Annotated in this window: 20 protein-coding genes; 12 read left to right on the forward strand and 8 right to left on the reverse strand. The window is 66.2% G+C overall.

The annotated features are described in order from the left end of the window. Positions 1 to 135 precede the first annotated feature (135 nt). Positions 136 to 603 carry an Lrp/AsnC family transcriptional regulator gene (locus HCA61_RS19485; RefSeq protein WP_169689838.1) on the forward strand — a complete coding sequence of 156 codons (468 nt, stop codon included), beginning with the start codon at positions 136 to 138 and terminating at the stop codon, positions 601 to 603. Positions 604 to 630: 27 nt separating this feature from the next. Here the strand turns inward: HCA61_RS19485 and HCA61_RS19490 are convergent, their stop codons facing one another. Then, complete coding sequence (locus HCA61_RS19490; protein ID WP_169689839.1) at positions 631 to 1,095, reverse strand: thioesterase family protein; 465 nt, start codon at positions 1,093 to 1,095, stop codon at positions 631 to 633. 130 nt (positions 1,096 to 1,225) lie between these two features. On the opposite strand from HCA61_RS19490, the gene HCA61_RS19495 reads away from it, so the two are divergent. Then, positions 1,226 to 2,059, forward strand: coding sequence for a sulfurtransferase (locus HCA61_RS19495; RefSeq protein WP_169689840.1), 834 nt, complete (start codon positions 1,226 to 1,228; stop codon positions 2,057 to 2,059). Positions 2,060 to 2,126: 67 nt separating this feature from the next. After that, a complete protein-coding gene (locus tag HCA61_RS19500; protein WP_346777607.1) occupies positions 2,127 to 2,984 on the forward strand; it encodes a DUF5995 family protein in 858 nt (285 codons plus the stop codon). 51 nt (positions 2,985 to 3,035) lie between these two features. On the opposite strand, the gene HCA61_RS19505 is transcribed toward HCA61_RS19500, so the two are convergent. Further along, entirely contained in the window at positions 3,036 to 3,857 is an 822-nt protein-coding gene (locus HCA61_RS19505) for a shikimate 5-dehydrogenase (RefSeq protein WP_169689842.1), read from the reverse strand. 69 nt (positions 3,858 to 3,926) lie between these two features. Between HCA61_RS19505 and HCA61_RS19510 the strand changes: the two genes are divergently transcribed. After that, a complete protein-coding gene (locus tag HCA61_RS19510) occupies positions 3,927 to 4,712 on the forward strand; it encodes an enoyl-CoA hydratase/isomerase family protein (RefSeq protein WP_169689843.1) in 786 nt (261 codons plus the stop codon). Between the two features lie 3 nt (positions 4,713 to 4,715). On the opposite strand, the gene HCA61_RS19515 is transcribed toward HCA61_RS19510, so the two are convergent. The 3 genes from HCA61_RS19515 to HCA61_RS19525 all read right to left on the reverse strand — a co-directional run bounded on the left by HCA61_RS19515 (position 4,716) and on the right by HCA61_RS19525 (position 6,876). Further along, on the reverse strand, positions 4,716 to 5,426 hold the full coding sequence (locus HCA61_RS19515) for an HNH endonuclease family protein (RefSeq protein ID WP_206040298.1): 711 nt from the start codon (positions 5,424 to 5,426) through the stop codon (positions 4,716 to 4,718). 126 nt (positions 5,427 to 5,552) lie between these two features. Next, positions 5,553 to 5,879, reverse strand: coding sequence for a hypothetical protein (locus HCA61_RS19520; protein ID WP_169689844.1), 327 nt, complete (start codon positions 5,877 to 5,879; stop codon positions 5,553 to 5,555). Positions 5,880 to 5,949: 70 nt separating this feature from the next. Beyond that, positions 5,950 to 6,876, reverse strand: a complete 927-nt coding sequence (locus HCA61_RS19525) for an NADP-dependent oxidoreductase (RefSeq protein WP_169689845.1) — start codon at positions 6,874 to 6,876, stop codon at positions 5,950 to 5,952. A 50-nt stretch (positions 6,877 to 6,926) separates the two neighbouring features. On the opposite strand from HCA61_RS19525, the gene HCA61_RS19530 reads away from it, so the two are divergent. From HCA61_RS19530 to HCA61_RS19560, 7 genes are all read left to right on the forward strand, one after another. Next, the gene (locus tag HCA61_RS19530; protein WP_169689846.1) at positions 6,927 to 9,776 is read left to right on the forward strand and encodes a DEAD/DEAH box helicase; all 2,850 of its coding nucleotides are present in this window, start codon (positions 6,927 to 6,929) and stop codon (positions 9,774 to 9,776) included. Next, positions 9,776 to 10,534 (forward strand): SWIM zinc finger family protein, encoded by a 759-nt coding sequence (locus HCA61_RS19535; RefSeq protein WP_169689847.1) that lies wholly within the window; start codon positions 9,776 to 9,778, stop codon positions 10,532 to 10,534. Before HCA61_RS19530 ends, HCA61_RS19535 begins: the two co-directional genes overlap by 1 nt. Before the next feature lie 141 nt (positions 10,535 to 10,675). Next, positions 10,676 to 12,208, forward strand: a complete 1,533-nt coding sequence (locus tag HCA61_RS19540) for a CoA-acylating methylmalonate-semialdehyde dehydrogenase (RefSeq protein ID WP_169689848.1) — start codon at positions 10,676 to 10,678, stop codon at positions 12,206 to 12,208. A 12-nt stretch (positions 12,209 to 12,220) separates the two neighbouring features. Continuing rightward, on the forward strand, positions 12,221 to 13,375 hold the full coding sequence (locus tag HCA61_RS19545) for an isobutyryl-CoA dehydrogenase (protein ID WP_169689849.1): 1,155 nt from the start codon (positions 12,221 to 12,223) through the stop codon (positions 13,373 to 13,375). After that, positions 13,372 to 14,433 (forward strand): enoyl-CoA hydratase/isomerase family protein, encoded by a 1,062-nt coding sequence (locus tag HCA61_RS19550; protein WP_169689850.1) that lies wholly within the window; start codon positions 13,372 to 13,374, stop codon positions 14,431 to 14,433. Before HCA61_RS19545 ends, HCA61_RS19550 begins: the two co-directional genes overlap by 4 nt. Next, entirely contained in the window at positions 14,434 to 15,342 is a 909-nt protein-coding gene (gene mmsB / locus HCA61_RS19555) for a 3-hydroxyisobutyrate dehydrogenase (RefSeq protein ID WP_169689851.1), read from the forward strand. Beyond that, positions 15,339 to 16,115 carry an enoyl-CoA hydratase gene (locus tag HCA61_RS19560; RefSeq protein WP_169689852.1) on the forward strand — a complete coding sequence of 259 codons (777 nt, stop codon included), beginning with the start codon at positions 15,339 to 15,341 and terminating at the stop codon, positions 16,113 to 16,115. Before mmsB ends, HCA61_RS19560 begins: the two co-directional genes overlap by 4 nt. A 62-nt stretch (positions 16,116 to 16,177) precedes the next feature. Here HCA61_RS19560 and HCA61_RS19565 read toward each other — a convergent pair whose 3' ends face one another. Together HCA61_RS19565 and HCA61_RS19570 are read right to left on the reverse strand one after the other, a co-directional pair. After that, positions 16,178 to 16,705 (reverse strand): MarR family transcriptional regulator, encoded by a 528-nt coding sequence (locus HCA61_RS19565; RefSeq protein WP_169689853.1) that lies wholly within the window; start codon positions 16,703 to 16,705, stop codon positions 16,178 to 16,180. A gap of 30 nt (positions 16,706 to 16,735) precedes the next feature. Further along, positions 16,736 to 17,740 carry an ABC transporter substrate-binding protein gene (locus HCA61_RS19570; RefSeq protein WP_206040299.1) on the reverse strand — a complete coding sequence of 335 codons (1,005 nt, stop codon included), beginning with the start codon at positions 17,738 to 17,740 and terminating at the stop codon, positions 16,736 to 16,738. A 241-nt stretch (positions 17,741 to 17,981) separates the two neighbouring features. Between HCA61_RS19570 and HCA61_RS19575 the strand changes: the two genes are divergently transcribed. Further along, the gene (locus HCA61_RS19575; RefSeq protein WP_169689854.1) at positions 17,982 to 18,551 is read left to right on the forward strand and encodes a low molecular weight phosphatase family protein; all 570 of its coding nucleotides are present in this window, start codon (positions 17,982 to 17,984) and stop codon (positions 18,549 to 18,551) included. Here the strand turns inward: HCA61_RS19575 and HCA61_RS19580 are convergent. Next, positions 18,536 to 19,684 carry a sulfotransferase gene (locus HCA61_RS19580; protein WP_169689855.1) on the reverse strand — a complete coding sequence of 383 codons (1,149 nt, stop codon included), beginning with the start codon at positions 19,682 to 19,684 and terminating at the stop codon, positions 18,536 to 18,538. The two genes, HCA61_RS19575 and HCA61_RS19580, sit on opposite strands and share 16 nt — an antisense overlap. Position 19,685: the final 1 nt, after the last annotated feature.

A 19,685-nucleotide genomic window follows, 5' to 3' on the forward strand; every position in this document is an offset into this window, starting at 1 on the left:
CCTTGTGGGACGAACCGGGCTTGTATTGTGCTGTACCTCACATGATCCACGTTCGGTGAAAGTGCGCAATCGAACGCGGCCTGGTTGTGCAAGAAGCACAGAGATCGTCGGTCGAACGGTGGCACACTGTGAAGGATGACCAATGTGGACGCGACCGACGCCCGTCTGCTGATCGAGCTGGCCCGCACGCCCAGGGCCACGGGTGTCGAATTGGCTCAGCGACTGGGGTTGTCCCGCAACACCGTGCAGGCACGCCTCGCGCGCTGGGATGAGGAAGGGTTGCTGGCGTCGTTCGAGCGGAGAGTCGATCCGGTGGTGCTCGGCTACCCGCTTGCGGCGTACGTGGCGACCACGGTGGACCAGCATCGTCTCGCCGAGGTGGTCGATGCGCTGGAGGGGATTCCCGAGGTCGTCGAGGTCTACGGGCTTGCGGGTCCGATCGATCTGTCGGTCAAGATCGTCGCTCGCGACACAGACGATCTGTACCGGCTTGCCGGGCAGATTCTCGAGATTCCCGGTGTAGAGCGCACCAACATGTCGCTGGTGATGCGTGAACTCGTTCGCCAGCGCACTGTGCCGCTTCTCGGGATGATCCCTCGGTGACGGTCGGCAACCGACCGTATGTGCGGCTCAGGCCGAGCGGGTGACGAGTTTGTGGACGGCTTTCCGGATCTGCTCGGGGATCGGGACGGGGCGCCGGGTGTTCATGTCGACGTACACGTGTGTGAAGCGTCCGGTGGCGGCAGCAACGAGCGTGCCGTCGTCCTCCTCGCGGAAAATGGCGAGTGAGTAGGTCACCGATCGGCGGCCGAGCCCCTCTACCGAGAGGCCCACTTGAAGGCGATCGGGAAACGACAGTTCTGCGAGATAGCGGCACGAGGTCTCGGCGACAACGCCGATCGCGTCGAGCTCGCGAATGTCCACGCCGGTTGTGGCCATGAGCCAGCCGTTGACTGCCGAGTCGAAATACGAATAGTAGGTCACGTTGTTGACGTGGCCGTAGTGATCGTTGTCGGCCCAGCGGGTCTGAACCGGCCACAGTACCGGGAATTGCCCCGGTTCGGCTGTAGGTGTCGTCGGCTGGCGGTTGGTCACGCCTCGACGATAGTGCTAACCGGACAGCAAATCCCCTCAACAGTGCCCACATTGCAGAACCGACACCGAAAAGGGACGAATCGGGCAGTACTGTGGCGCGTTCAGGCGCCTCGACGTGTCACTATTCGGTATGGCCCACCGAAATGTGCTCATCTCCGCTGCCGAACTCGCGGACCGTATCGATGCCGGCGTGCCACCGATCCTGTTGGATGTGCGCTGGATGCTCGGCGACCGGCACGGTCGGGAGAAGTACCGCGAAGGCCACATTCCGGGTGCCGTGTTCGTCGATCTCGACGCCGAGCTCGCCGATCCGCCCTCCGTCGAACTGGGCCGTCATCCCCTGCCCGACATCGAGCGCCTGCAAGCGGAAGCCCGCGGGTGGGGGATCTCCGACGGCTCCGCGGTGGTCGCCTACGACGCAACCGGCGGAATGGCGGCGGCGCGCGCGTGGTGGCTGCTCGAATGGGCCGGTCTGGCGGACGTCCGCCTGCTCGACGGCGGGCTTCCCGCGTGGATCGCAGGAGGTCATCCTGTCGCGGCCGGCCCCGGGGCGGAACACAGGCCGGGGTCGGTCACTCTCAGCGCAGGACACATGCCGACGGTCGACATCGACGAGGTCGCAGAGTTTCCGTCGCACGGCGTACTCCTCGATGCCCGTAGCGCGGAGCGCTATTTCGGCGACGAGGAACCGGTGGACTCGCGTGCGGGGCACATTCCCGGTGCGATCAACGCGCCGACCGGCGGAAATCTCCGTGAGGACGGCACCTTCCGGCCCGCGGATCAGCTGGCGGCCCGGTTCGCGGAGTTGGGTGTGACCGGCGATGTGGCTGTGTACTGCGGCTCGGGGGTCACCGCGGCGCACGAGATCGCAGCGCTGGCGATCGTGGGTATCGATGCGTCCCTGTTCCCCGGATCGTGGTCGCAGTGGTCGGGTGATGCGCGCCGGGAGATCGCGACCGGATGACGCAGCGGGACGGCAAGAATGCACCGGGAGTGGTTCGGCGGGGGAGCGACTGCGTATGTTACCGAGGGTGACATTCAAAATTCCTGGACGTGTAGCGTTCCCGTTGGTCGCGGCGGCTCTGTTCGGTGCCGTCGTATGCGCGCCTGTTGCCGCTGCCGCACCTGGCGGCCAGGGAACACCCGCCCTGGCGGCGTGCGCAGGCATCGAGCCCTCGTCCGAGCTGGCCACGCTCACCGATCCGGCCGGGATCGAGACCTTCGCCGACGCGCAGGCTCGCATCGGTGCACTGCGCGAGGTGCTCACGCGCAGCGACGATTACCGTGGAACATTCGTCCTCGCGTTCGACGAGATCCTCACTTCGACGGAGCCGACCCTCACGGCAGGTATCTACGACGATCCGGAATGGGCGGAGGAACTGGCGGTCGAGGTGGTGCGGCTGTACCTGGCCAACCTCCATGCGTACGTCACCGGCGGTACACCGGCTCCCCACTGGGCAGCGGCCTTCGCGCTCACCGAGCAGTGCGACCGCAGCCCGGGGCGAGTGCTCACGGGCGCGATCGTGGCGCATCTTGTGATCGATTTCCCCGAGGCGCTCGAGGCGATCGGATCGACACCGCAGCACACCCGCGACTTCTATACCTTCGGTGAGGCTCTCGTCGCGGCGGCACCGGTCATTGCCGACGAGTTCGAGCGGGTCTACGGCACCGATATGGAGCCGTTCTTCACCGGTTGGTTCGTCGGGGATCTCGTCGGCGACACTCCGACCACGACGTTCATGTTCCAATCGGCACGAACGGTGGCCTGGGTCAACAACTTCGGCTTACAGAACCCCGCGACCCGAGATCTGACCCGCGCCGAGATGAACCTTGCAGTCGACGCGGCGAGCGTGGTTCTGGACGGGCTGGAGGTCATCGGAACAGTGTGAGTACAGCGGTGCTGTGAGGGCGGCGGTGCGGTGAATACGGCCGGCCGTATGTCACTGCCTGGAGTACTCGGATGCGCGCCGGATCTGTTCGGAGGTCGGCTTCACGCCGGTGTAGAGCTCGAACTGGAGTGCCGCCTGGAGTGCGATCACCTCGGCTCCGGTGATGGTGCGCACCCCGTGCTCCCTGGCGTCGCGGATGAGCGGGGTCTCCGGTGGTACGGCGACCACGTCGAACACTGTCGATGCCGAGGCGATCAGGTTGCCGGGGAACGGCAGCGCCTCGGAGTCCGCTCCGCCGCCGGACATTCCGATCGGAGTGGCGTTGACGAGCAATCCCGCAGAGAGGTCGGTCGCATCGCCACGCCACGCGTAGCCGTATTTCTGAGCAAGTGCCCTGCCGCTGGTCTCGTTGCGCGCGACGACGGTGCCCTCGGTGAAGCCGCTGTGGCGAAGTGCTGCCGCGACCGCCTTGGCCATGCCGCCACTCCCGGCGATCACGACCGGCACGGTGGGGTCGACCTCGTGTGCGGCAAGCAGGTCCACCACGGCCTGGTAGTCGGTGTTGTAAGCGTGGAGGATGCCGTCGTCGTTGACGATCGTGTTGACCGATTCGATTGCTCGGGCGGAGTCGTGGAGGACATCCATCATCGGCAGCACCGATTCCTTGAAGGGCATCGACACACCCGCGCCCCGGATCCCGAGTCCTCGGATTCCGGCCACGGCATCGGCGATATCGCTGGGCCGAAATGCCTTGTACACGAAATCGAGGCCGAGTTCGTCATAGAGGTAGTTGTGGAACCGGGTGCCGATATTGCTGGGCCGTCCCGAGAGTGAGATGCACAGCCGAGTGTCCTTGGAGATGCGCGAGGCCATCTTGACACGGTAGCCCGCACCCCGACCGGAATGCTGTTCTCGCAAACAAGAATGATGTATGTTCGCGATATGGGAGACGATCTGGGTGCCGGTGGACTGCGATTCGAACGCGAGGGTGCGATCGGGTGGTGCATCATCGACCGGCCTGCCGCACGCAACGCATTCACCCCGGCGATGTACTACGGCCTCAAGCGCGCGGTCAAGCTGGTCAACACCGACCCCGATCTCGGTGCCCTGATCATCACCGGAGTCGACGACGTCTTCGCGCCGGGCGGCGATCTGGGCGGCCGCTCGGAGCCGGGCGACCAACTGCCGGAAGGGCTTTCAGGTGACGAAGTCGTCCCGTTCCTGACCATCCGCGACAGCCGCGCGCCCGTTATCTCCGCCGTCAACGGAATCTGCCAGGCGGGTGGGTTGCTCGTGGCCATGATGTCCGACATCGCGGTGGCCAGCGACCGCGCCACCTTCCGCGTGCCCGAACTCTTGCGCGGAATCCCCGACGCAACCTTTGCCGCGGCACTGCCCGCACATGTCGGATTGGCAGCGGCCCGCGATCTGATCCTGTCCGCCCGGAGATTCGACGCGGCCGAGGCCCTGCGGCTCGGCGTGATCTCCCGCGTCGTCCCGCACGAACAGCTGCGCGAAGCCGCCCTCACTGCGGCCCGCGAAGTGTTGCAGACGGCGCCCATCGCGCGCGCCCAGGTCAAACGCATGCTCAACGAGCGCTACGGACTGTTCGACTACCAAACCATGTTCGGCGCCCTCGAGACTTCCCCGGAGCCCCGCGAAGGAATGCGGGCGTTCATGGAAAAGCGTGATCCCGCCTGGATTCCACAGAATCTGCCGTCCGTCTGATCGTCATCGCGGGCACGTGCGGGCAGAGTCGGCGAGGGCGCTGTGATCCTCCACCGTGATCGGTAACCCATACCTCAGCGCGACTGTCAGATACTTGCCTGCAAACCAGCACCGGTACCCGGTGGCGGGAGGTAGCCACCCCGCTGGGGTGTGATCGCGTTTGGTCATGTTCGTGGCGCCGTCGACGGCAATGAGGTTGTACACCACGTCGTTCGCGAACTGCCGCCGAAGCTCCGCAGACCACTGCGCGGCGCCGTGATCCCACGCCGCCGCGAGTGGATAGATGTGATCGATGTGCACCGCGTTCGCATGGGTGCGCCGGAACTGCACGCGCGCGCCGGTGTACGGATCGTCGAGTGTTCCGCTGAGGACGACGCACTCGTCGCTGCCCGGCCGGAATACGACGTCACGAAGGTCCCGTGCGAGCACGTTGTTGCGGGTGTCGCAGCCGTCGCGCCCGCCCGGACCGGGGTGCTCGTCCGTCCACGCTTCTCCGAAGACACACCCACCTTCGCCTCCGCAGTCGCGCACGTATCCACCGGGGTGCGGCCGCACGGATACAACCGTCACTGCGGCGAGCAACTCGTCGATCAGCGCGCGCGAAGGACTACCGGGAGCGGGATCCGACGGTGGTGGAGACGAGTCGAACCACCACGACACGACCATGGCGATCACCACCGCCGGCACCCACCACTTCGCGTTTCCCCCACGCATCGGATGATGGTGACAGGTTCGCGTCGACATGTCGTGTTTGCGCGCCCCACGGACTTGCGCGCGTGATGTCGTGGGCACGCACCCACCTGCGCGGCATCGACGCCGCGGCCGGAACGCACTGGGAAGTCAGCCCTCGGTGGTCAGCGGGAAACGCGTCGCGCGGATCGATGCGACCGTGCGTCCGTCGTGTCCGACGATCCAGGAACCACCGGACTGGCGGCATTCGGCGATCCGGTCGTAGACCCTGAGCAGGAAGAAGATCGCATCCTCGGGACTGGCGGTCGCGGCGAGTCGGTGCGACTCACCGTGTTTGGTCCCGTCGAGCCACACCCCGCACTGGCCGTCGAGACGCAATGTGGTGACGTGGTCCCAGTCGATGAACGCGTACTTCACCTGTTCCCACGGCGTGTGAGCACTGTATGTCTGCTCGAGAACCTGGATCAGGACTGGCATACGCACATCCTCCTCCGCCCACGCTCCTCGATCCAGACCGTGCTCGAGGTCGGTATTCGGCGGCGAGTGTTCAGCGGACGGTGACGACCACTTTGCCGCGCGCGTGCCCTTCCTCGACGAGCGCCAGGGCGCGTCCGGCTTCGCGGAGCGGGAAGGTGTGCTCGATCCTCGGGTCGAGGACACCCGTTTCGACGAGTGTCGCGACCCGCGTGAACACCTCGGTGGTGCGGCGACGGTCGACACCCGAACCGCCGAGCTCGGACCCCAGGGTCGGATCGGCGACGCTGATCAGGCGCACGGCGGGTCCGCAGGTAGCTGCGGCGTCGGCCAGGACGTCCCCGCCCACCAGGTCGACGATCACCGTCACTTTCCCCACCCGCTGGCCTGCCTCGACGATCCGTTCGTCGCTGCCGGATCCGGACTCTATCCAGATTCCGCTGTTGGACTCCACGAGATCCGATTTCCCTGCACTCGTGACACCGAGTACCGCCGCGCCCCGCGCGTGGGCCAGTTGGGTGACGGCCGAGCCGACACCGCCCCCGGCGCCCAGTACCAGAACGGTGTCCGCATCCACGATCTCGAGTTGCTCGACGATGTCGAGCGCTGTGCCCAGCGCAACCGGAACGGTCGCGGCCGCAGCGAAACCGAGCGCTTCGGGCTTGTACGCGGCACTGTCCGCGTTGAGCACCGTGTACTCGGCATAACCGCCGAAACCCGTGGCGGTCGAACCGAATACGGCATCGCCCACCGAGAAGTCCCGGCCGTTCCCGCCGACTGCCGTGACCACACCCGACACCTCCCGTCCGAGGACGGCAGGCAATGTCACCGGAACGGTGTCCTTGCGGGTGCCCGTCCGTACCTTCCAGTCGGCCGGATTCACTCCGGCAGCGTGAACGGCGACGACGAGCTGACCAGGGCCGGGCCGAGGTACTTCCAGGTCGAAGACCTGCTGGGTATCGGGTCCGCCGTATTCCGAGAAACCGTACGCAAGCGCCATGGTCACAGCCTGCCACTTCGGATGTCGACGAGGGCTGGCACCATATAGGGATGTTCTTGCACGGGCTCTGGTCACCGGGATCGGGTCTCATGCTGTGGCGCGAACCGGACGAAACGCCTGCCGCCGGCCTTGCCGACAGCGCGGAGCTACCGTCGGCGCTGCGCCGGTGGACGGACCGGCCCTTCCGGCACCGGGTCGAGCTGACGCTGCCCGGTGACACCGCACCGCGCGTCCTGCCCGCCATCGCTGTCGCACCGCCCGACGCGGCCGAACTCCTGCTCGACGTCCCGCGCCGCGCGCAGGGAATTGCGGGTGATCTGCGTTTCCTCGTCCACGTCGCACGTGGCATCGAACGGTGGGCGCAGTCCGGCCGGGTCGCGCCCGGGCTGGAGCGGGCCGAGAAACAGTGGTGGGCTCGCTGGCAGCTCCTCGGCGGCGAGAAGACACGGGCGTGGCTTGCGGAACTCGCTGCGGCGATGCCGCCGGTCCAACGCCAGCTCGGCCGTCCTGCGGCACTGCTCGACGACATGTGTGCCGAGCTGACCGACCCGATCGTGCGAGGTCTGCACCGGCCATCGACGTCGCTGCATCCCCTCGTTGCCGCGCTGGCTGATGGCAACCCGCATCCGCGCGGCAGCCAACGGATGGCCGACGCCCTCGACGAGTGGCGGGCCAGCCTCGCGGGATTCGAACCCGGCCTCGTGCTTCGCCTGGTGGAGCCGGACGACAGTGACGATGCGGACGTCGGTGCCGACGTGTTGTGGCGTCTCGAAGTGTGCCTGCAGACGGAGGGGCGGTCGCCGATTCCCCTGCCGGTGGAGTCGACCGACGCGCATCTTCTTCAGATCGGTGTCCGCAAGCTCGGATCCGCGCTCAACGCGTACCCGCGACTACAGGATGTCCCGCGCGACCCCGACACGCTGGATCTGCTGCTGCCGACCCCGGTCGTGATCGATCTCGTGGAGCACGGCGCGCGCGCTCTGCAGGCGGCGGGCGTGTCGCTGCTACTGTCGAGAGCGTGGGCCACGGTCGACCCGTCGCTGCGCCTGAAGGTGAATTCATCGGTCGCACCGGTGACTGCCGACGAGAGCTCGGTGGGAATGAACGCGATCGTCACCTACGAGTGGCAGCTCGCCGTCGGCGACATGTTGCTCACACACTCCGAGATGGAAGAACTCGTCGCCGCGAACAGCGACCTGGTGAAGCTACGCGGCAAATGGGTTCGCGCCGACAATGAGGCGCTGGCCCGCGCTGCCGAATACGTCAATGCCCATTCGGAGCAGGACGGCTCGCTCGGTTCCTTGTTCGCGCAGTTCACCGGAGATGACCCGCCGCCGGTCGAAGTCACCGATATCACCGCCTCCGGGTGGGTCGAGACGCTGCTCGACGGCCAGGTGCATCCCGAGCCGGTGCCGGTGCCGAAGGACATGCGCACCGAACTACGCCCCTACCAGCAGCGGGGACTCGACTGGCTCGCATTCATGACCAGGCTCGGTCTCGGTGCTGTGCTCGCGGACGACATGGGCCTGGGCAAGACGGTGCAGGTGCTCGCGTTGCTGGCCCACGAACAGGAGGTGTCACAGCCAGGCAGTCCGGGTGAGGGCACGGCGCCGACGCTGCTGGTGTGTCCGATGTCCGTCGTCGGCAATTGGCATCGGGAGGCAGAGCGGTTCGTTCCGGGTCTGCGCGTCTACGTACACCACGGCCCTTCGCGTCTGCGCGACGAGGCGCTCGCCGCAGCGGTAGCCGATCACGACCTGGTGATCACCACCTACGCAATCGTCGCGCGTGACATCGCGCAGCTGACGGAGCTGTGGTGGCGGCGGATCGTGCTCGACGAGGCGCAGCACGTGAAGAACGCGAGCACCGGACAGTCACGGGCTACGCGCGCTATTCACGCAGCACACCGAATCGCACTCACCGGCACACCCGTCGAGAACCGGCTCGAGGAACTCCGCTCGATCCTCGACTTCGCGAACCCGAAACTGCTCGGCAGCGCTGCAGGGTTCCGGGCGAAGTTCGCGGTACCCATCGAACGCGATCATGATTCGGCGGCGGCCGCACGACTGCGTGCTCTGACCGCACCGTTCGTGCTGAGGCGCGTCAAGACCGACCCCGACGTGATCTCCGATCTGCCGGAGAAGTTCGAGCAGACCGTGCGGGCCAACCTCACCGCCGAACAGGCCGCGCTGTACCGGGCCGTTGTCGACGACATGATGCGCAAGATCCGCGACAAGGAGGGAATGGCCCGTAAGGGCGCAGTGCTGGCGGCGCTGACCCGCCTCAAGCAGGTGTGTAACCATCCCGCCCATTATCTCGGCGACGGCTCTCCGGTGCTGCGCCGCGGGCGGCACCGGTCGGGCAAGCTCGGGTTGATCGAGGACATCGTCGAATCGGTGCTCGGCGACGGCGAGAAGGTCCTGCTGTTCACGCAGTTCCGTGAGTTCGGCACCCTCGTCGCGCCGTATCTCGAACAACGTTTCGCGACCGAGGTGCCGTTCCTGCACGGCGGTGTGCCGAAGGCGAAGCGCGACGACATGGTCACCCGATTCCAGCAGGACGGTGCAGGGCCCCCGATCATGCTTCTGTCGCTCAAAGCGGGTGGCACGGGTCTGAACTTGACGGCCGCCAACCACGTGGTGCATCTGGATCGTTGGTGGAATCCGGCGGTCGAGAATCAGGCCACCGACCGCGCATTTCGCATCGGGCAACGCCGCGACGTGCAGGTGCGCAAGCTGGTGTGCGTGGGCACAGTCGAAGAACGGATCGATGAAATGCTCACCGGGAAACAGGAACTCGCCGATCTTGCGGTCGGAGTGGGGGAGAACTGGATCACCGAACTGTCCACCGATCAGCTGCACTCGCTGCTGACCCTGGGCGACGATGCGGTGGGTGACTGATGGCGGGCCGGAGGAACGCAGGCAGGTACGGCACCGCCGAATCGGCGATGCACGGCGTGGAGGCTCGCACCAAGCGCGGCGCGATCGGCCGCAGCTGGTGGTCGAAAGAACTCATCGCGACGATGGAACAGGTGGCCGATAAAGGCCGGCTGACCCGGGGCCGTGCGTATGCGCGATCGGGTCAGGTGGTGTCCATACGACTCGAGCCCGGCGCCGTGATCGGCGAGGTGCAGGGCAGCCAACTGCGCCCGTTCACGGCCACCGTCACGGTGCGCACGTTGTCGGACGAGGCTGTCGAGGAACTGATCGAACGGGTGCGTTCGTCACCCGGATTGCTCGCGCGCCTGGCGGGGGGAGTGCTGCCCGAGGAACTCGGGCCGCTGTTGCTGCCGCGCCGCGCCGGTGAACTCGACTTCGACTGCACGTGTCCCGACGGCGGTTGGCCGTGTAAGCATGCTGCGGCGGTCGCGTTCCTGTTGGCCGAGCACGTCGATGAGAACCCGATGTCCGTCTTGACGCTGCGGGGTGTGGAGGTGTCGGGACTCATCGGAGGGGTCGAGGAGGACGAGCCCGACGACGGTGATTTCTACGGGGACGACACCGAACTGCCGGAGCTTCCGGTCGAGCGTTTCCGGCCTGCGATGGACGATCTGGATCCGATGTTGCTGCGCCGGGCTCTGCGGGCGGGTGGAACGGATGAGGCCGTGGTGATCCGCGGTATGTCCGATCTCGAGGATCTCTACCGTCGTTTGCGCTGATCTACTGCTCGATACGCGGTGGCCCGGAATGTGACGGTAGACATACATGGACTTCCAACTATAGGATGGTCGAAGACTTCCGGGTGTGGTCTGCGGCTACGCCTCGGTCATCGACACAACTATCTCAAAGGACTGGTCGACATGAGCGTTCGAGAACTCACCCATTTCATCGGCGGCAAGCATGTCGCCGGGACGTCCGGACGATTCGGGGACGTCTTCGAACCCAGCACCGGTGAAGTCCAGGCGCGCGTCCCGCTCGCCACGAAGGCGGAGATCGAGGCCGCCATCGTCAACGCCGAAGAGGCACAGAAGGAATGGGGCTCGTGGAACCCGCAGAAGCGGGTCCGTGTGCTGATGCGATTCGTCCAACTCGTGCAGGACAACATGGACGAACTTGCCGCGTTGCTCTCGAGCGAGCACGGCAAGACCATCCCCGATGCGCGCGGCGACGTTCAGCGAGGGCTCGAAGTCATCGAGGTGTGCCTCGGTGCAGCACACATGCTCAAGGGTGAATTCACCGACTCCGCCGGCACCGGCATCGACGTCTACTCGATGCGGCAACCCCTCGGTGTCGTCGCCGGGATCACCCCGTTCAACTTCCCCGCGATGATCCCGCTGTGGAAGGCCGGCCCGGCCCTCGCCAGTGGCAATGCCTTCGTCCTCAAGCCTTCCGAGCGTGACCCCTCGGTGCCGTTGCGTCTGGCGGAACTGTTCCTCGAAGCGGGCCTGCCCGCCGGGGTGTTCAACGTCGTCAACGGCGACAAGGAATCCGTCGACGTCCTGCTCGAAGATCCGCGCATCAAGGCCGTCGGGTTCGTCGGGTCCACGCCGATCGCGCAGTACATCTACGAAACCGCCGCGAAGAACGGCAAGCGCGCCCAGTGCTTCGGCGGCGCCAAGAACCACGCGATCATCATGCCCGACGCCGACATGGACCAGGTCGCCGACGCGCTCGTCGGCGCCGCCTACGGGGCCGCAGGCGAACGCTGCATGGCCTTGTCCGTCGCGGTGCCCGTCGGTGAGGAGACCGCAGACCGGCTCGTCGCCAAGCTCACCGAACGTATCGCGGATCTGCGCGTCGGTCCCGGTACCGACGAGAAGGCCGACTTCGGTCCACTCGTGACGGCCGACGCACGCGACCGCGTCCACGGGTACATCGCCAAGGGCGTCGAGGAAGGTGCCGAGCTCGTCGTCGACGGTCGTGATTTCGTCCTCGCGGGTCACGAGAACGGCTTCTTCTCCGGCCCCACCCTGTTCGACAAGGTCACCCCCGGTATGTCGATCTACCTCGAGGAGATCTTCGGGCCCGTCCTGACAGTCGTGCGCGCCGCCGACTACGAGGAAGCATTGCGTCTGCCCACCGAACACGAATACGGCAACGGCGTCGCGATCTTCACCCGCGACGGCGACACCGCCCGCGACTTCACTCGCCGCGTCGAGGTCGGCATGGTCGGCGTCAACGTCCCGATCCCCGTCCCGATCGCGTACTACACGTTCGGCGGCTGGAAGGCATCGGGCTTCGGCGACCTCAACCAGCACGGCCCCGATGCCTTCCGCTTCTACACCAAGACCAAGACCGTCACGCAGCGCTTCCCCTCCGGTGTCAAGGAAGGCGACATCGAGGGCGCCCACGTGGCCGACACCGACCACTTCGTCATCCCGACCATGGACTAGGCGGCACCGACAATGTTCGCACTCACCGACGACGATCGGGCGATCCGCGACACCGCCCGCGACTTCGCCACCGAGTACCTGGCTCCGAACGCGGTCGAATGGGACCAGGAGAAGCACTTCCCGGTCGACGTGCTGCGCAAGGCCGCAGCACTCGGCATGGGAGGAATCTACGTTCGAGAGGACGTCGGCGGGTCCGGGCTGCGACGCCTCGACTCCGTCCGCATATTCGAGGAACTCGCCAAGGGCTGCCCGTCGATCGCCGCATACATCTCGATCCACAACATGGTGGCGTGGATGATCGACAAATACGGCAACGACGAACAGCGTGGCCGGTGGCTGCCGAGCCTGTGCTCGATGGAGCACCTCGGCAGCTATTGCCTCACCGAACCGGGTGCCGGTTCGGACGCCGCTGCCTTGAGCACCAAGGCCGTCCGGGACGGCGACGAGTACGTACTCAACGGTGTCAAACAATTCATCTCGGGTGCAGGCACATCCGACGTGTACGTGGTGATGGCCCGCACCGGCGACACCGGCGCCCGCGGAATATCCGCGTTCATCATCCCGAAGGACACCCCGGGGCTGTCGTTCGGCGCCAACGAGAAGAAGATGGGCTGGAACGCCCAGCCCACCCGACAGGTGATCTTCGAGGACGCCCGCGTTCCCGCGGAGAATCTCCTCGGCGAGGAAGGCGGCGGCTTTCGGATCGCGATGCACGGGCTCAACGGCGGACGACTGAACATCGCTGCGTGTTCGGTCGGCGGCGGCCAGACCGCTCTCGATCGGACAGTCGCATATCTCGCTGAGCGCAAGGCATTCGGTGAGCGGCTGCTCGATGCGCAGGCGCTGCAGTTCCGGCTCGCCGACATGCGCACCGAACTGGAAGCGGCGCGCACCCTGTTGTGGCGGGCCGCCGACGCGCTCGACACCGAGGCCGCCGACGTCGTGGAACTCTGTGCGATGGCGAAGCGGTTCGCGACCGACGCGGGTTTCGCCGCGGCGAACGAGGCCCTGCAGTTGCACGGCGGATACGGTTACCTTGCCGAGTACGGGATCGAGAAGATCGTGCGAGATCTGCGCGTTCACCAGATCCTGGAAGGAACCAACGAAATCATGCGGCTGGTCATCGCGCGGAGCGTGGTGGCGGCGGCCCAGACAGGAGCGGCATGACGGGGAACGAACCCGAGATCCTCATCGAGGCGAAGAACGGGCTCGGCCGGATCACTCTGAACCGGCCGAGGGCGATCAACGCGCTCAACCACACCATGGTCCAAGCGATGGCCGAGGCGCTGCTCGAATGGTCCACCGACGACACGATCCGGACCGTTGTGGTCTCCGGCGCAGGCGAACGTGGTCTGTGCGCGGGAGGTGACATCGTTGCGATCTACCACGATGCGAAAGACGGCGGCACCGGCACACAGGAGTTCTGGCGCGACGAGTACATCCTCAACGCCGCGATCGGCCGCTACCCGAAGCCGTACGTCGCGATCATGGACGGCATCGTGATGGGCGGCGGCATCGGGATCTCGGCGCACGGCAACGTGCGGATCGTCACCGAACGTTCCTCTCTGGCAATGCCGGAGGTCGGAATCGGGTTCATTCCCGACGTCGGCGGAACCTACCTCCTCTCGCGAGCCCCGGGGGAGCTGGGCACACACATCGCCCTGACCACCGGGCGAATGAAGGCGGGCGACGCGATCGCACTCGGGTTCGCCGACCACTTCGTCCCGTCCGAAGCACTCGACAAGTTCGTCACCGCGCTCGAATCGGGTTCGGTCGAAGAGGCGCTGGCCGAATACTCGCAGCCCGCACCGGAATCGGACGTGCTCGCGCAGCAGAGCTGGATCGACGCGGCCTACTCCGCCGACAGCGTTCGCGCGATCGTCGAACAACTCCGTGCCAGTGATGTTCCCGACGCTCAGGCCACAGCCGAGACGATCCTCGGCAAGTCTCCGGTCGCGCTCGAGGCGACCTTGCGGTCGTTGCGGCACGCCCGGCAGCTCGACACCCTCGAAGAGGTCCTCAACGAGGAGTACCGAGTGTCGCTCGCGTCGTTGAAGACCCATGATCTCGTCGAAGGAATCCGCGCGCAGGTGGTCGACAAGGACCGCAACCCCGCGTGGAGCCCCGCGACCCTCACCGACGTCACCGACGCGGACGTCGACGCCTACTTCCAGCCGCTCGGTGATCTCGAACTCGGGCTCGCCGTCCCCGAAGGAGATCGATAGATGAGCACTCTCCCCAGCGTTGCCTTCCTCGGACTCGGGCACATGGGCGGCCCGATGGCCGCGAACCTGGTGAAGGCCGGCTACGCCGTGACCGGATTCGACCCGGTCCCCGCCGCTGCCGAACAGGCCACCAAGGACGGCGTCACCATCGTCGCCTCGGCGGTCGAGGCCGTGGGCAACGCGGACGTCGTCGTCACCATGCTTCCCAACGGCGGACTCGTGCTGGACCTCTACGACGAGATCCTGCCCACCGCGAAGGCCGACACCCTGTTCGTCGACAGCTCCACCATCGACGTCGCCGACGCTCGTGAGGCCGCATCCCGCGCACAGGCAGCGGGACACCGCGCCATCGACGCACCCGTGTCCGGCGGTGTCGCCGGCGCGACCGCGGGCACCCTCGCGTTCATGGTCGGCGGATCCGAGGACGATTTCGGGTCGGCGCAGCCGTTGCTCGAGGTCATGGGACGCAAGGTCGTGCACTGCGGCGGTTCGGGCAACGGCCAGGCCGCGAAGATCTGCAACAACATGATCCTCGGTGTGTCGATGATCGCGATCAGCGAGGCGTTCGTACTCGGCGAGAAACTCGGCCTCGACAACCAAGCCTTGTTCGACGTTGCCTCCAACGCGTCGGGACAGTGCTGGGCACTGACGAGCAACTGCCCGGTGCCGGGCCCGGTCCCGACGACCCCGGCGAACAACGACTACCAACCCGGATTCGCTGTCGCACTCATGGACAAAGACCTTGGCCTGGCCTCGAATGCGGTCCGCACCAACGGTGTCGATGCGGAACTCGGTCTGCGCGCGGCGGAGCTCTACCACCGGTTCAACGAGGGTGGCGGCGGTGGTCTCGATTTCTCTGCGATCATCAACGACATCCGTACCCGTTCGACAGAAGAGGACAGCAAGTGAGCGAGTTCGAGACCATCCTGCTCGACCGTAAGGGCCGAGTCGGAATCATCACGCTCAACCGGCCGAAGGCGCTCAACGCCCTCAACAGCCAGTTGATGCACGAGGTCGTTGCGGCAGTCGAGGAGCTCGATGCCGACGCCGAGATCGGAGCGATCCTGCTCACCGGTTCCGAAAAAGCCTTCGCCGCCGGCGCCGACATCAAGGAGATGGCGCCCAAGACGTTCAGCGAGGTGTACGGGGAGGACTTCTTCTCCGAGTGGGACCGCCTCTCGGCGGCACGCACCCCGATCGTCGCCGCGGTCTCCGGCTACGCGCTCGGTGGCGGCTGCGAACTCGCGATGCTGTGCGACTTCATCATCGCCTCCGACACCGCGAAGTTCGGGCAGCCCGAGATCAACCTCGGCGTCATCCCGGGTATCGGTGGCTCGCAGCGACTGACCCGCGCCGTGGGCAAGGCCAAGGCGATGGAAATGGTTCTCACCGGTCGCAACATGGACGCAGAGGAAGCCGAACGCGCCGGGCTCGTGTCGCGGATCGTGCCGGTGGCCGAGCTGTTCGACGCCGCGCTCGAGACGGCGACGACCATCGCCTCGAAGTCGTTGCCCGTTGCGATCATGGCGAAGGAAGCGGTCAACCGCGCGTTCGAGACCACGCTCGCCGAGGGTGTGAAATTCGAACGCCGCGTGTTCCATTCGACGTTCGCGACCGCCGACCAGAAGGAAGGCATGGCCGCGTTCATCGAGAAGCGCGCACCGGAGTTCAAGCACGCTTGATCGTGCGGATTCGGTAGAGACGAGTGAGGGCCGCCCCGACCGGGGCGGCCCTCACTGCTCGTTCACCACTTCGTCGGCGTGCCACCTGTGTCGAAATCACCTGCGTCGTGGCGCATCACGGACAGGACTCGGAGCAGTTCGTCGAGGTCTGCCTCCGGGATGCCGGGGCGTGCGAACACCTCGGCATTGAGCTTCTCCGTTGCCTCGACGGCGAGCGTGCGCCCGGCATCGGTCAATTCGATCAGTGTGGCGCGACGATCGCTCGGATGCGGCGTGCGTCGAACGAGGCCTGCGCCTTCGAGTCGGTCGACGGCGTTGGTGACGCTGGTCGGGTGCACCTGTAGTCGAGCACTGGCCTTGGCCATCGGAAGCGCCCCCGACTTCGTGAAGTGCAGGAGAGTCAGCAGTTCGTAGCGTGCGAACGTCAGACCGAACGGTTTGAGGACCTCCTCGACGCGGGCGATCATGATCTGCTGGGCCCGCATAACCGAGGTCACAGCGGCCATGCCGTCGGCGACCTCGCCCCAGCCGTGGAGGGTCCACTGGCGGTGGGCTTCGGCGATGGGGTCGAGCGGAAGTGGTGCGGGCATACTTTCGATCATCCCACGTCGGAGCGGCTGTCAGGCGAACTGCTCCTCGAGGTGGTCGAGAAACGCCATCGACTCGTCGTAGTCTGCGCGGATCGCCCAATACGGCATGTCGTAGGCGTGTCCGGCGGCGAATGCGGGAAGGGCGGCATAGATGGGGTTGGCCTTCAGTTCCTCGACGGACGGGCCGGGACCGTTGAACCCGGTGACGAACACCGACGGGGTGGTCACGACCTGCCCGATGGTCTCCAGGGAGACTTCGAACATGTCGCCGCCTTCCGTGTAGGGCTCGGCGCCGCTGTCCGCGAACACGGGGGCCGGTTCGAACCCGAAGTCGGCGAGATCGGCGGGCAGCCCCATGTTCTCGATCAGGACGTACGGAGTGCCGTCCGCCGTGATCGTGACGTACGAGACCGGGTTGGGCGGTGGTGTGATCGACTCGATCACCTCGGTCCTGCGGTCCTCGTACTCCTGCGTCAGCTGCGTGAGTACGTCGGACTGGTCGAACACGTCGTTCGCGAGGTACCCGAACTGTTCCTGCCAGGTCTGGAACTGCCGGTCCACGAGCACGGTCGGGGCAACCGTGGTGAGGTTGTCGTAGGCCTCCGAAGCCTGAAGGTACGGGAACCCGACGCCGCCCGCGATGATGAGATCGGGATTCATCGCTGCGATGGCCTCGATATCGAAGCCGTCTACGGACCACGGAAGGAATTCGGTTCCGGCAGCCTCTGCATCGTCCGCCCAGAACTCCGAGAAGGTTCCCGCCACGTCCGCGTCCTCGGGTGTGACGCCGACGATGGGAACATCGAGGTGGTAGAGGTAGCCGGCCAGCGCGTAGTTCAATACGACGACGCGTTGCGGGTCAGCCGGAATCGTCACCTCTCCCATAGGGGTTGCGACGGCGCGGGTCTCCTCCGCGGAACTCCGCTCCGCCGTGTCCGCCCCCGTGTCCGTCCCCGAATCCTGTCCGCACGCCGTGAGTGCGAACGCTGTCAACACCGCGGCGCACAGCGGGATGATCCTTCTTCGAATCGACACGTGCACAACACCTCCTGAACCGCGGCGTCTCCGCGAGAAGGTCAGGCTAACCGAAGTATCGGTCGACTGCACCGTCCCCGTCTCGTTCGAGAGTGACGGAGAGTCGTTCCGGCACCGTCGGTCAGCTCCGAATCTGCGCTCGGTGACGTGTAGGTGTCGGCTCGGTGAACGGCGGCTTCACCCGCGGTGACCAACATCTGCGCACGTCAGGCGCGCATACTGTCGGCGCTAGAGTGCGCGGGTGCACATTCTGTTCGTCTGTAGCGGGAACGTGTGCCGCTCCGTGATCGCCGAGCGGCTCACGCTCGCATACGCCGCCGAACGACAGATCAGCGGACTCACCGCCGAGAGCGCCGGGACCCGGGCACTTGTCGGGTTCCCGATCGAACCGCGAGCCGCCGCGGTGATCGAGGGACTGGGCGGTCACGTGACCGAACGGCGAGCACGCCGCGTCGATTCGGACATGATCGCACGGGCAGCGCTGGTGCTCACCATGACCGGTGACCAGCGCGACCGGGTCAGCGCACTGGCCGCGGGTTCATCGATGAAGTCGTTCACCCTCACCGAGGCGCACCGGATCGCCACCGTGACCGGAGCCGACACCGTCACGAGGCTCGACGCCTATCGCTCCACCAGCGATGCCGACGGAAGTCCGGGGATCCCCGACCCGGTCGGGCTGTCGGAACGCAAGTTCGTCGAGACGGGGGACCGGATCGCGGCGGCCCTGTTTCCGTTGCTCGACATCCTCACCACGCGTCACGCCGGGAACGACCCGGCCGTCGCCGGGTGGCGTATTCAGCGGTATGCATAGTCGGGGAAATGTTCGTCGACGGCCTCGGCGCACAACCCGAATTCCTCGAGGGTGTACCGGTGTGCGGGCTTGCGGGATCCGCTGCGGCTCTCGGCATGAATCGCCGTCATCGCACGCTCCGCCTCGATGGTGAGGTCGGTGTCGAGCCGGTCGTAGATGCCCCTGATCGTCTCCAGCGGATCGGCGACGAAGTCCCGGTAGTCGACGTCGACGAACTGTGCGGGGTCGTGTCGCGACCGGGCCTCGGTGAACGTTGCGTAACCCCGTGACCACAGGTCGAGTTGACTGCGGCCGATGGTGTCGCCGACGAATGTCTCCGACCACCCCTCGGTCGCCTGGGCGGCAAGGCTGCAGACCGAAGGGATGACCGTGCGGGGGTCGCGATGCGTGACCACGACGAGGGCATCCGGGTAGACCGTGAGCAGTTCGTCGAGGGCGAAGAGGTGGCTCGGGTTCTTCAGCACCCATCGCTTGCCGGCGTCGGGTAGGCCGATCAGTTGAAGATTGCGTCGATGGCGCGCATACGCATCGGTCCAGTCCTGACCGGCGAGCCACTGCGAGTAGGTGGGCAGATGAGCGAGGCATTCGTACGAGATCGACCGGAACGACTGGCGCAAGAGTTGCCAGCATTCCTCGACCTCGGCGGCCGACATGTAGTGCACACCCATGAACTCCGGGTGCTCGACGTGATGCTGGGAGAACGCCGACTCGATCCCGGCGAACACCGGATTGTCGCCCCAGGACTCGCGGGGCGGGCGCGGTTGCGGCATCTCGGTCAGCCACATCTCGAGACCCTGGTGGGCAGGGTCGGCGGTGAGGAGGCGATGCAGTGCGGTGGTGCCGGTGCGAGGCAGGCCCGTCACGAAGATCGGTCGCGTGATCTCGACGTCTGCGTGCGCGGGGTGCTGAGCCCACGCGGTCTCGGACAACAGCCGCGCGACGAGTGCTCCGCGCAGAAACACCCGCGACATCTTGCTGCCGAGTGGGGTGAGTTTCTCGTCGCGCTCGTACGAGTCGAGCAGGACGCCGAGTGCCTCGCTGTAGTTGTCGGTTCCGAAATCGGTCAGGCCCGTCAGGCGCGTTGCGGACTCGTGTAGCGATTCGGCGGTGCCGATCGTGGTGCGTTCGGTCATG

The sequence above is a fragment of the Rhodococcus sp. HNM0563 genome, from assembly GCF_012726195.1.
GTDB lineage: Bacteria > Actinomycetota > Actinomycetes > Mycobacteriales > Mycobacteriaceae > Rhodococcus.

Excerpts from the sequence above, each read along its gene's own strand:
- HCA61_RS19515 (WP_206040298.1), bottom strand. The coding sequence starts at position 5,426 with ATGCGTGGGGGAAACGCGAAGTGGTGGGTGCCGGCGGTGGTGATCGCC.
- HCA61_RS19535 (WP_169689847.1), top strand. The coding sequence starts at position 9,776 with ATGGCGGGCCGGAGGAACGCAGGCAGGTACGGCACCGCCGAATCGGCG.
- HCA61_RS19545 (WP_169689849.1), top strand. The coding sequence starts at position 12,221 with ATGTTCGCACTCACCGACGACGATCGGGCGATCCGCGACACCGCCCGC.
- HCA61_RS19550 (WP_169689850.1), top strand. The coding sequence starts at position 13,372 with ATGACGGGGAACGAACCCGAGATCCTCATCGAGGCGAAGAACGGGCTC.
- HCA61_RS19485 (WP_169689838.1), top strand. The coding sequence starts at position 136 with ATGACCAATGTGGACGCGACCGACGCCCGTCTGCTGATCGAGCTGGCC.
- mmsB (WP_169689851.1), top strand. The coding sequence starts at position 14,434 with ATGAGCACTCTCCCCAGCGTTGCCTTCCTCGGACTCGGGCACATGGGC.
- HCA61_RS19540 (WP_169689848.1), top strand. The coding sequence starts at position 10,676 with ATGAGCGTTCGAGAACTCACCCATTTCATCGGCGGCAAGCATGTCGCC.
- HCA61_RS19525 (WP_169689845.1), bottom strand. The coding sequence starts at position 6,876 with ATGGCGCTTGCGTACGGTTTCTCGGAATACGGCGGACCCGATACCCAG.
- HCA61_RS19495 (WP_169689840.1), top strand. The coding sequence starts at position 1,226 with ATGGCCCACCGAAATGTGCTCATCTCCGCTGCCGAACTCGCGGACCGT.
- HCA61_RS19580 (WP_169689855.1), bottom strand. The coding sequence starts at position 19,684 with ATGACCGAACGCACCACGATCGGCACCGCCGAATCGCTACACGAGTCC.
- HCA61_RS19565 (WP_169689853.1), bottom strand. The coding sequence starts at position 16,705 with ATGCCCGCACCACTTCCGCTCGACCCCATCGCCGAAGCCCACCGCCAG.
- HCA61_RS19510 (WP_169689843.1), top strand. The coding sequence starts at position 3,927 with ATGGGAGACGATCTGGGTGCCGGTGGACTGCGATTCGAACGCGAGGGT.
- HCA61_RS19505 (WP_169689842.1), bottom strand. The coding sequence starts at position 3,857 with ATGGCCTCGCGCATCTCCAAGGACACTCGGCTGTGCATCTCACTCTCG.
- HCA61_RS19530 (WP_169689846.1), top strand. The coding sequence starts at position 6,927 with ATGTTCTTGCACGGGCTCTGGTCACCGGGATCGGGTCTCATGCTGTGG.
- HCA61_RS19520 (WP_169689844.1), bottom strand. The coding sequence starts at position 5,879 with ATGCCAGTCCTGATCCAGGTTCTCGAGCAGACATACAGTGCTCACACG.